Genomic DNA, 11384 nt, shown 5'->3' on the forward strand with positions numbered 1-11384 from the left:
CCGTGGTAAGAAAAACAACAGTTTCTGTACTGATTAACAATTACAATTACGGGGAATACATAGGTGCCGCAATAAATTCAGTTTTGTCTCAAACCTATGATGGGCCCATAGAAATTATCGCGTATGATGATGGTTCTACTGATGATTCACTTAATGTTCTAAAGAGTTACGGAAAGACCGTGTCAATCCTAACAAATGATGTCAAGGACCTTGGGAAGTACCCTTCTTGGCATCAACTACAGGCTATCGAACATGCGTTTGAAGTCTCAACTGGGGACATCATTTTTCTACTTGATAGTGATGACCTATTCGAACCTAATAAAGTAAGTGATGTTGTTAGTAAATTCTCACATTGCCCGAATGCCGTTGCCGTTCAGCATCAATTCCAAATGATGGACGGTAATGGGATGGCTTTAAAACTGGAAAAGCGTCCGTTCGTGTACGGAATTGATCATCTTCATGCCATTTTCTTTATTGGTCGGCTTGATTTTTTTTTCTCGCAAACTAGTGCATTGGCTTTCAAACGGTCATTTCTTGAAAACGTTCTACCCCTCAAACGCGATGAATTGGATTTTCTTTGGCCGGATTTAAGGCTTACACGTCTTGCCATTTTTCATGGAACCGTGGAAACTATTCCTAGGAAGCTGGGGCAATACCGCGTTCATGGAGTTAATGACTCTGACAAGTTGAAGGATAAAGAATTTAAGCAAAAGTTTGACCTTCAACAAAAAGCATATTTCAAACAACTGTGTGAATGCTATGGTGAAACACGCACACTTGATGAAAAAGGAAAGTTGAACTCTATTTTGCGAGTTTTACTGGTTGTATTCAGTTCCAAAATGAAGCCAATCGGAAAGCTAATCTTCATCTACACATACATTAAGTATTTGCAGAGCAAGTAGTCTAAAGAAGGCGCATAGCTGGTATGAAAAGATTCGCTTTCATTTTCCTTGTCGTTTTAATTAGTCCTGAGAAGTATTTTCAGGACAACATGGTGGTGCGACTAATTCCTGGAGTCCTAACGATTGGCTTAGTTCTATTAAACATGGGTCACCGGAAGGTTCGTAACATTAAATACTCAACGCCAGGGATTTTACTACTTACGATGGCGATGTTGGTTATTGGAGTCATACGCGATAATTCGCCAGATAAAAGTTGGCTGTTCAATACTTTTGAAGTATTAGTGTATATCTCGTTGGCAGTTGGCTTTGTTCAAACAGCAAAAAGACACCTCTACAACCCTAGTCCCGCCAATTGTCATCGGTTTTTAGTTTGGTCCATTTACATTCCTATTTTCTTACTTCTCGTAATCAATCTACTTGGGTTTGCCGTTGGATTAAAATCCGAAAGTGCTGAAGGAATGGATATCGGTAAGGCAGTGATGCTCTCATCCATTGGAATCGATATTGACCGAGCCAGTTTTCCTTTTGCTCCTTCTTTCAACACCTACGGGGCAATAGTCGGGCTCTTGCTACTAATCAGCTTATTCATGCTAGAGTATTTTAACCGTTATCGGATATTGATGTTGATGGGGATTGGTGTCTCAATCACAACCCTGTTTGTACTTGACACCCGATCAGCCATGCTCTATCCATTCCTCATTTATGGAGGGTTTAAGTTTTGGGGCAAAAGAGGGGAATGGTTTGGCGGCAGTAAGCTCGTTCCTGTGATTATGCTTCTAGGTGCCCCAACACTTCTTCTAATACTGACAATTTTGACTCAAATCCCCGAAGCTTCCTTTATAGCGCGAACATCATCTGACCTCCAATCAGCAAATTCCCGGAGCATAATCTGGTTTATTTCAATGAAGGAATTCCTTGATTTCAAGCTCGTCCATCTATTCGGTTATGGCCAATTTGGACACTACGCTTCTGGAGCATCTTTTGAGTGGAGTGGGTGGTTTTCGGAGTGGGGAGATAATGCGGCTTTAGTCACTCCGCACAACACATTTTTCTCGGTGCTATTTGATTTCGGCTATTTCGGGTTAGTAGTTCTCGTTACGTTGCAGTATAGGTTGATCCATTGGTTAAAGGTGGCTTCAGGTAGCTATTATGGGCTTAGCACATTAATTCTAGCAGTGCTCGTATATTGGAATTTGATAGGTGTCACCGAAACTTTTTTCGGATTCTACAGCGCACATAAAATCAGAATTCTTACTCTACTGTTTTTCCTTGCGCATTTTCTGAGCATTAATGCGAAACGTAAAAACAGTTACGCATAAAACTGTAAGGTTCCCTTGTAATCATCTAGATTATCCTGAAGTTACCGAACAAACATAAGTTGTGAGGTTGTTCGGTTAAAGAAATTAAACCCAAACCACTGATTTTGTCTTAACTGTCTGATTATCTTTGCCTTTTCAGATTGGCAAAAGGGAGATATTAGCACGAATTCACAATAATAAATGTTTGATTATCGAAGGCTTAATCCACAGCGAATCTTTGGGGCCGCAAAGAGGCGGTTTATTGAATTTCCGCATTCACTGGCATGGCGTTTCTCAAAAAAATCCATGGACAATAAGAACAAAATTCGAGACTATAGGAATAAACACCTAGGAGAGACGCTCTATCTGTTGGCCAACGGACCATCTATAAAAAAAACAGACCTCAAGGCGCTAAAAGGTAGGACCGTAATGTGTATGAATCGATTCTACATCAAGTTTAGTGAATTAGGCTACACTCCAAACTACCTTGTTTGCATTGAGGAAACCGTATTGGAAAGATTCAGCGAAGATTTTCAAAATCTATCGATCCCTATTTTCATTAATTGGAGAACACGCAATGAGATACCCAATGGGATATACTTAAAAGAATCCTTTGACATTGTCCCATTTTTTCAAAAAGACATGACCTTACCGGCAAATTCAGGAGGTACAGTTACATATGTTTGTTTACAATTGGCGTACTACATGGGATTCCATAAGGTAGTGATACTTGGTATGGATCACTCATTTAAAGAAAAAGGAATTGCTGGAAAGGCTGAAATTAGAAAAGAGGAGAAAGACGAGAGCCATTTCGACCCCAATTATTTCCCAAAAGGTATGAAGTGGATAATTCCGGATCTTGTAAAATCTGAGTTGTCTTATTCTATTGCAAGGAACGAATTTGAAACCAATGGTAGACAAATAGTTGATGCTACAATTGGAGGCAAATGCGAGGTGTTTGAAAAAATCAGCACAGAAAGTGTATACTGAGCAACATAGGAGGGACATCAAGGGAGTACCAATTGACGTAAGATGCAAAACACGGGTTTTTGATGAACTGGATGAGGCATGTTCTAAAGAAGGATGCCCAAAACTTGTTTACTTCCTCAATGCCCATTGTGTTAATCAAGCATTTAGCGACACAAGCTATCTAGAGACACTCCATAGAGCAGATTATGTGCTTAATGATGGTATTGGAGTTGATATAGGAGCTTGGTTTCATGGGTTCAAATTCAAGGAGAATTTAGTGGGAACCGATTTCATCCCAGATTATATACACCACATCAGGAACAAACCTCTTAGGGTTTTCTTCTTCGGAGCTAAACCCGAGGTGCTAAAGGCGTTACTTTCTAAGTACAAGCGCATCTACCCCAACCTTGTCATCTCAGGGCTTGATGGCTATTCACTGCCAATAATGAGTAAGATGACAGTTCAGACGATAAATGATTTTAAAGCAGACATTGTGGTTCTCGGGCTTGGAGTTCCTCTTCAGGAAAAATGGGCTGATTCGTGCTCAAAGGACTTGGGTACAGTAAAAGTGATTTTTGCTGGAGGGGCAGTTCTTGATAATATGTCAGACTCTATAAAGCGAGCTCCTAAATGGGTGCGCAGATTGAAGTCTGAATGGTTATTTAGAATATATTTGGAGCCTATAAGGCTTGGTAAGCGGTACTTTTTTGGCATTCCCCAATATTTCATCAACATTGTTTTTCGAACTAGAAGGAGACTGTGATAGTTTTAAGACCAATTCACCAATAGCCATTACACATTCTAATTTCTTTGCCCTGCATTCATTAAATCGACTAAACATCCTGTGAACCATAAATTGATTCTATATGGACTGCTTAGCATGGTGCTTCAATCGAGTTGTACAACGCGTAGTATCAAACCCTCGTCAAAGGAAGTTAAAACCACCCCAAACACAACTATTCATTGTTGCTTAAAAGAGGCATATGAAGATTATTTCCCTATTGGCGTTGCTGTAGAACCTTGGTCTCTACAGAATGACGAAGGGGAACTCATCAAACAGGAATTCTCAAGTATTACCGCTGAAAACCGCATGAAGATGCACCATCTTCGGAAAAGCGCCACAGATTATAACTGGCTTCCGGCAGATAACATTGCAGAATTCGCCCAAAAGAACGGACTATTGCTGAGAGGACATACCCTATGCTGGCATGACCGGATTCCAGAATGGTTTTTCGTTGACAGATTGGGAAAGGAACTTTCTAAAGAACAACTGCTTGCACGGCTCGAAACGCATATCACAGATGTTGTATCGCGTTACAAGGGACAGGTTTATGCTTGGGATGTGGTAAACGAAGCTATCTCCAACAAAGACTCGGAGTTCATTGAGCCTTCGCGATTTCAAAAAATATGTGGTAACGGTTACATTGCAACCGCTTTCAAGTTTGCTCATGACGCTGACCCAAATGCTAGACTTTACTACAATGAAAATGGGTTTCTTCAGGAGGACAAACGAAAAAAAATATGTGCGTTAGTTAAATCGTTAAAAAACGAAGGCGTTCCTATACATGGGATTGGCATACAGGGTCACTGGTCAATATATGAGCCTACAGAATCACAATTAAGAGAAGTCCTAGAAGAAGTTTGCTCTTTGGGGCTGAAGGTTCAAATTACAGAACTTGATATTTCAGTCCTATCAAAAGAGGACATGAAAAAACAACATGGTAGCATCAAGCCAATGACTGAGGAGCAGGAAACTCGCCAAGCCGAGACTTATAACATGCTATTTAGAGTCTTCAGGGAATATAACCGACATATCGATGGAGTAACTTTTTGGAATGTATCAGATAGACACAGTTGGAGAGATACAGAAAATTTCAAATCATACCCTCTCTTATTTGACCAAAACCTAAAGCCAAAGAAAGCATACCAGGCAATCTTAGACTTTATGAAATAACAACAGTTTTGAAATACTCTCCTCAGGAGTTCCTTCGCTTCGGCCAAAAATTAAAGCATTTGGCACCTTCAAATTCGCCCAATTGAGTATTATATGCTAATTATGGGAGAGTTTATTTTTTGGCATTGAGACTATAATAAAACGCCATTAAATTAGGTCGAAAATTTAGCACCACCTACTGATTCCCATAAGAAATGACACACAAAAAGGCGCTTATTACAGGTATAACAGGACAGGATGGTGCCTACCTCTCCGAGTTATTACTCAGTAAGGGCTATGAAGTGCACGGCATAAAAAGAAGAGCTTCTCTGTTTAATACAGAAAGAATTGACCATCTGTATCAAGATCTTCATCAAGAAGATGTACGGTTTAAGTTACATTATGGAGAACTTTCTGATTCGATGAACTTGGCAAAAATCATCAAAGACGTAGAGCCCGATGAAATCTACAACCTTGGAGCCATGTCACATGTCAAGGTAAGTTTCGATTTGCCAGAATATACCGCCAATGTAGATGGTTTGGCAACCGTACGACTTCTAGAAGCAGTAAGATTGTTAGGTTTAAGCAAGAAGACAAAAATTTATCAGGCCTCTACGTCTGAACTTTTTGGCCTTACTATCGAAAGCCCACAAAATGAAAAAACAGCTTTTTATCCACGTTCTCCTTACGCCATTGCAAAACTCTATGCGTATTGGACAATTGTGAACTATCGTGAAGCTTACGGTATGTACGCGTGTAATGGAATCCTTTTCAACCATGAATCTCCACGGAGAGGAGAAACATTTGTTACAAGAAAAATCACACGGGCTGTGGCTAGAATTGCTCTAGGTTCATCCGAAATTCTCTATCTCGGTAATTTGGATGCAAAAAGAGATTGGGGTCATGCCAAAGACTATGTAAACGCCATGTTTCTTATGCTTCAGCAGGAAGAGGCTAAAGATTATGTAATTGCCACGGGGATTTGCACAAGTATCAGAGACTTCCTCACCTTGGCCTTCAGCGAGGTTGGGGTTACACTAGAGTTTCAAGGAAAAGGGAAAGAAGAAGTTGGGGTTATCGCCAAAAGCGAAAATGCAACCCTTCCTCTGCGCGTAGGACAATTGGTAATGAAAGTAGACCCAAATTATTTTAGACCTACTGAAACAGGTGACCTGAAAGGAGATGCTTCTAAAGCTCATAAAGAATTAAAGTGGTTTCCAGAATATAATCTTGAATTACTTGTTGCCGAAATGATGCAGGCCGACCTAAATTTGGCCAAAGCAGAAATTCGTTCAAAATTGAATACCTAGCCGATATGTCCATCGATAAGGCATCGAAAATATACGTAGCTGGGCACCAAGGCATGGTTGGCTCAGCCATTGTAAGAAGCCTTGAAGAGCATGGCTTTAAAAACATTGTCACACGTACTTCCGGTCAACTAGATCTCCGGAATCAAGCCGCAACAAGCGATTTCTTTGAAAAGGAAAAGCCTTCATTCGTTTTTCTGGCGGCAGCAAAAGTTGGAGGTATTCAAGCAAACAACACGTATCGGGCAGAGTTCTTATACGACAACTTGATGATTGCTTCGAATGTGATTCATGCTTCATACTTACAGAAAGTCGAGAAATTGCTGTTTCTCGGCTCTTCATGCATTTATCCAAGATTGGCAGAACAACCAATCAAAGAATCAGCCCTATTGACTGGATCGCTCGAACCCACAAACGAACCGTATGCTATTGCCAAAATAGCAGGGATAAAACTTTGTCAAGAATACCGTCATCAGTACGGCTGTAATTTCATTTCGGCCATGCCTACTAATCTTTATGGGCCAAATGACAATTACGACCTGAACAATTCGCATGTACTTCCTGCATTGCTCAGGAAATTTCATGAGGCCAAGTTGAATGGAGTTTCTAAAATAGAAGTTTGGGGTTCTGGAACCCCAAAACGAGAATTTTTGCACGTCAATGATCTTGCCCAAGCATGTATCTTCTTAATGGAAAACTACAACGGAAGCGAACCGATAAATGTTGGATCTGGCAAGGAGGTTACCATTCGAGAACTAGCAGAAACAATCAGTTCTATAGTAGGGTTTCAGGGAAACTTAGTATTCGACTCCTCTAAACCTGATGGTACCCCGAGAAAATTAATGGATATCAGCAAGCTAGAAGAGATGGGATGGAAACATCAAATTAATCTAACTGAGGGTATTTCCTCAGTTTACAAACTCTATTCCGCTTCTGGTGGAGTTGCACGTCATTGATTTGTGATGCCCATTTGTTATCATCTTGCTGGGACTTGAAAACTTGTGCTTAAATAACGGCATTCAATCTCCGAACTCAACTAGTATATTTGCGCCATGAAAATCCGCTCGGCAGTCCTACTTTTGCTGTTGTCCCTTATCGTATTGCTTTCTCAATCTTGCATTACGCGAAAAGACATCTCTTACTTCCAAGATATTTCAGACACATTGTCCACACAAACAATTGGTCAGAATTTTGAAGCCACCCTACAGTCTGGAGACCTTCTCTCCATTCATGTTACCAGCCTGAGTAAAGAGGCCAGTAGTTTTTTCAATGTCGTTGGTGAAAATACCGACCAACAAGTGGCCAATACGTATTTGGTAGATGCACTCGGAAACATTGAAATGCCGCTGATTGGTACCGTGAAAGTTGCTGGTAAAACAACGCAAATTGCGAAAGGCGAAATCAAGGACTTGCTAGAAAAGTATTTGAATAATCCGACAGTAAACCTAAGAATCAGGAACTTCAAAGTCACCGTATTGGGCGAGGTACAAAACCCTGGTGTCTATACAATTCCGAATGAAAAAATCACCTTAGTAGAAGCCTTAGGATTGGCTGGGGATATGACCATCTTTGCTAGAAGAGTCAATGTTTTGGTCATCAGGGAAGAAAGTGGTAAGCGAGAATTCATGAAACTTGACCTAACCTCGAAAGGATTTTTCGAGTCAGAATATTACTACCTACACAGCAACGATATTCTGTATGTCGAACCAGGAAAAGGCAAGTTTGCCTCGGCCGATGCTTGGTATAAGATTTTGCCGATTGTGTTCAGTGGTCTCACAGCGCTTGGGCTTTTCCTATCAAGAGTCAGTTTCCAATAACCATTGAAATCAATGTCGGACATTCAATCACCGTACCGCTCTGAAGAAGACGAGTTAGACCTAGGAAAGGCGTTCCAGCTTATTCTAGAAAACTGGAAGCTTTTTATTGTATTCATTCCGTTCGGACTTGTCTTAGCCGTGGGATATGTTTGGTACGCTCATCCCGTATTTCAGATGCAGGCAACTGTTTTGGTTGAGGATGAGGGCAATGATATATCTCAAAGTATTTTGGATGAGGTAGGTGTACTTGGCAAAAAAAGAAATATTGAAAATGAGATTGCAATTCTTTCATCAAGAAGCATGATGGAAAGAGCTTTGACTCTTGAAGACCGAGGGGTAGATTATTCAGTCAACTTAGGGCTCAGAAAGCGAGACCTTTATGAAGAACTGCCTTTCCAATTGGATTATGTTCTTTCAGAAAACGTTCCTCAAACGTTCCAAATAAATGTGTTGGTAAGAGATGAAGATAATAGCGCAGAAGTCACCTTTTCATTCATCAATCCAAAGAGCAAGGAAGAAACCGAATTCGTGAATGACATTCAATTTGGGGAAGGATTAGACAATGAACTTGGGCATTTCCGTTTTAACAAAACCGACTTTTTTGAGAAGATGGTTGTTGGCGATACGGCTCTTAGTCGAGATTATGAACTTACAGTTAGCAGCATTGATTTTCTAACAACTCTATACCTCGAAAACCTCAAAGTGGAGGAAGCTCGTGAAAAGGCTAGCATCTTGAGGTTAACACTTGAAGACAATGTTCCTCAAAGAGGTGAGGACTTACTCGATGCGATTTTAAACGTTTATATCCAAGACAATATTCAGAAGAAAAATCAACTTGCTTCCAACTCCCTCAAATTCATCGAGAATCAGCTTCAAATCATCACAAAGGAACTTGGAACAATTGAAGGGGACATTAAGCACTATAAAAGTAGCTCTGGCATTACTGATGTTAGTGAAGAAGCAGGGTTCTTTCTTGCACAAGTTGGTCAGTTAGATCGCTCCATGTCAGAACTCAATGTAAAACTAAGCATCATTGATTATTTAGAGGAATATATTAAAAGTGACCAAAGTTTAGACAATGCATCCCCTTCAAGTTTAGGATTAACTGACCCACTTCTTACCAGTCTTATCGTTACATTAAGTGAACTTTCAGCTGAGCGACAGAGTCTGTTGGGTTTTACCAAACAGGATAACCCGCTCATTGCCTCAATTGACACCAAAATTCGAGAAACAAAAGAGGCTTTGATCAAGAATATGTCCAGCATTAGGGGTAGTTTCTTAGCTTCTAAAGAAGAGCTGCAAAAGCAGCTGACTAAAGTGGAGGCGAAGGTTAGCCTGTTGCCTAAAGCCGAGTATGAATTATTGGCATTGCAACGTCAGTACACGATAAAGGAAAGTCTGTATCTATTGCTGCTGGAAAAAAAATCTGAGAACTCCATCCTTCTCGCTTCGACTATTTCTGACAACATGGTGCTCGATAAGGCACGTAGTTCCGACAAGCCTATCAGTCCAAAAAAGAACATCATTTATCTTTTAGGATTACTTGTTGGTTTCGGAATTCCTCTTGGTTATATCTTGCTTCTTCTCCTTTTTGATAATCGGATTAAAAGTCTGGATGACCTTAAACGAACGACACAGATTCCATTTTTAGGAATTATTCCACACAACGGAGAGGCTGAATATTTAGTTGTTAGAGACAACAACAACTCTCCTATTGCTGAAGCATTTCGTTCTATTCGCACTAACCTTAATTTTCTTGTTACCGGTAACAACAGCTCTAAGGATGAGGGTCAACGGATTATTCAAGTTACATCAGCCATGGGTTCGGAAGGAAAGTCTTTCTTTTCAATCAATCTGGCTGCTTCACTGGCTTTGGGGGGAAGTAGAACTATTGTTGTTGGGCTCGATCTGAGAAAACCACGACTCGCAGAGTATTTTAAAGTTTCTAACACGGTTGGTGCCTCTTCTGTTTTGGCTGGTTTAACTGAACTGAAAGAAGCAGTAAAGCACTCCGGCCAAGAGAATTTGGACATATTAGTAGGTGGGCCAGTACCTCCAAACCCGTCAGAACTTCTTATGGGAGAAGGGCTAGCCACACTACTCAATAACCTTTCTAAAGAATACGATTATGTCGTAATTGACACCCCACCCATTGGACTGGTTACTGATAGCCTTATAATTGCTGAGCGCGCCACAACTACAATTTATGTTGTTAGGCAGGGAGCCACCAATAGCTCCACACTTCAGTATACAAATGATCTATATAAGTCGAAAAAAATCAGAAGTCTCTCCATTGTACTAAATGACGTGAAGCGTTCACGATTTGGTTATGGATATGGGTACGGATATGGCTATGGATATGGATATGCTGAAGAGGCTGATTCTAAATGGAGTTGGAATTCTTTGTTCGGTCGTAAGTAAATAATAAAGCTCAAACCAGAAGTAGTTATTTCGCAGAAATCAATGGACGGAATTTGAGCGATTCCAATTGCTTAAAGTTGCAACTGAATCAAATAGTCTTTACGAGTAAGCCGTTACCATTTCCGAGGAATACTAGAATCAATATCTGACTCATTATTGCCAAATTCTTTCTGTGAAACGCTCAATTAAATTATCCCAACTTCCAGAAATGGAAACGTCACATGGAGGAACCCAAAAGCGGTTTTTTATCTCGAAAGACGATTTACCCAACGCATTGACACAGATTGCCTACGGAACTTTTCAAATGGGCGAAAGTTGCCCTATGCACAAACATCAAACTATGGATGAATACTTCTATTTCATCAAAGGCCATGGGACCTACTTGATTGACGATGAAGTGGTGGAAACAGAACCGTGTATGCTTGTGAATATTCCAGCAGAATCTAACCACCAGTTATTGGCAAACAAAAATGAATCTCTAGAATTCATCTATTGGGGAGTAGCAAAAACCAATTAAGTCTTTGTTTAACTGATTCCCCTAAAGTTTACCAGTTATACGTTTCACAGAGAAAGAATGAGAATGGGAGATGCACAGAAAGCTTTTTCTTCGAAGGGAATTCAAGCTGTTCCGCAAGTTCACCCAGACCAAGGTTTGCTTCTGTAAGCACACGGCATGTCGGAACATCTCTGTGTATCTCTGAGACTCTAAGTAAGCTCTGTGCAAATCTCAAGTGGCA

Annotated in this window: 10 protein-coding genes; all 10 read left to right on the plus strand. The window is 40.4% G+C overall.

Going from position 1 to position 11384, the window contains the following annotated elements; genetic code table 11:
- The first annotated feature begins 2 nt into the window (after window positions 1-2).
- The 10 genes from K9J17_00445 (at window position 3) to K9J17_00490 (ending at window position 11164) form a co-directional block, all read left to right on the plus strand.
- Entirely contained in the window at window positions 3-902 is a 900-nt protein-coding gene (locus K9J17_00445; GenBank protein ID MCF8275173.1) for a glycosyltransferase, read from the plus strand.
- A 23-nt stretch (window positions 903-925) separates the two neighbouring features.
- Window positions 926-2221 carry a hypothetical protein gene (locus K9J17_00450; GenBank protein MCF8275174.1) on the plus strand — a complete coding sequence of 432 codons (1296 nt, stop codon included), beginning with the start codon at window positions 926-928 and terminating at the stop codon, window positions 2219-2221.
- Window positions 2222-2506: 285 nt separating this feature from the next.
- The gene (locus K9J17_00455; GenBank protein MCF8275175.1) at window positions 2507-3190 is read left to right on the plus strand and encodes a DUF115 domain-containing protein; all 684 of its coding nucleotides are present in this window, start codon (window positions 2507-2509) and stop codon (window positions 3188-3190) included.
- Window positions 3159-3932: a WecB/TagA/CpsF family glycosyltransferase gene (locus tag K9J17_00460; GenBank protein ID MCF8275176.1), complete on the plus strand. Its 774-nt coding sequence runs from the start codon at window positions 3159-3161 to the stop codon at window positions 3930-3932. Before K9J17_00455 ends, K9J17_00460 begins: the two co-directional genes overlap by 32 nt.
- A gap of 81 nt (window positions 3933-4013) precedes the next feature.
- The gene (locus K9J17_00465) at window positions 4014-5123 is read left to right on the plus strand and encodes an endo-1,4-beta-xylanase (protein ID MCF8275177.1); all 1110 of its coding nucleotides are present in this window, start codon (window positions 4014-4016) and stop codon (window positions 5121-5123) included.
- Window positions 5124-5317: 194 nt separating this feature from the next.
- On the plus strand, window positions 5318-6412 hold the full coding sequence (gene gmd, locus K9J17_00470; GenBank protein MCF8275178.1) for a GDP-mannose 4,6-dehydratase: 1095 nt from the start codon (window positions 5318-5320) through the stop codon (window positions 6410-6412).
- A gap of 5 nt (window positions 6413-6417) precedes the next feature.
- Window positions 6418-7365, plus strand: a complete 948-nt coding sequence (locus tag K9J17_00475) for a GDP-L-fucose synthase (protein MCF8275179.1) — start codon at window positions 6418-6420, stop codon at window positions 7363-7365.
- Window positions 7366-7461: 96 nt separating this feature from the next.
- Window positions 7462-8226: a polysaccharide export protein gene (locus K9J17_00480; GenBank protein ID MCF8275180.1), complete on the plus strand. Its 765-nt coding sequence runs from the start codon at window positions 7462-7464 to the stop codon at window positions 8224-8226.
- Window positions 8227-8238: 12 nt separating this feature from the next.
- Window positions 8239-10647, plus strand: coding sequence for a polysaccharide biosynthesis tyrosine autokinase (locus K9J17_00485; protein MCF8275181.1), 2409 nt, complete (start codon window positions 8239-8241; stop codon window positions 10645-10647).
- Window positions 10648-10855: 208 nt separating this feature from the next.
- Window positions 10856-11164, plus strand: a complete 309-nt coding sequence (locus K9J17_00490; protein MCF8275182.1) for a cupin domain-containing protein — start codon at window positions 10856-10858, stop codon at window positions 11162-11164.
- Window positions 11165-11384: the final 220 nt, after the last annotated feature.

The organism is Flavobacteriales bacterium (assembly GCA_021739695.1).
GTDB lineage: Bacteria > Bacteroidota > Bacteroidia > UBA10329 > UBA10329 > UBA10329.

Bases quoted from the DNA above. Each gene is read 5' to 3' on its own strand.
- K9J17_00450 (MCF8275174.1), top strand. From the start codon at position 926: ATGAAAAGATTCGCTTTCATTTTCCTTGTCGTTTTAATTAGTCCTGAG.
- K9J17_00490 (MCF8275182.1), top strand. From the start codon at position 10,856: ATGGAAACGTCACATGGAGGAACCCAAAAGCGGTTTTTTATCTCGAAA.
- gmd (MCF8275178.1), top strand. From the start codon at position 5,318: ATGACACACAAAAAGGCGCTTATTACAGGTATAACAGGACAGGATGGT.
- K9J17_00455 (MCF8275175.1), top strand. From the start codon at position 2,507: ATGGACAATAAGAACAAAATTCGAGACTATAGGAATAAACACCTAGGA.
- K9J17_00485 (MCF8275181.1), top strand. From the start codon at position 8,239: ATGTCGGACATTCAATCACCGTACCGCTCTGAAGAAGACGAGTTAGAC.
- K9J17_00480 (MCF8275180.1), top strand. From the start codon at position 7,462: ATGAAAATCCGCTCGGCAGTCCTACTTTTGCTGTTGTCCCTTATCGTA.
- K9J17_00475 (MCF8275179.1), top strand. From the start codon at position 6,418: ATGTCCATCGATAAGGCATCGAAAATATACGTAGCTGGGCACCAAGGC.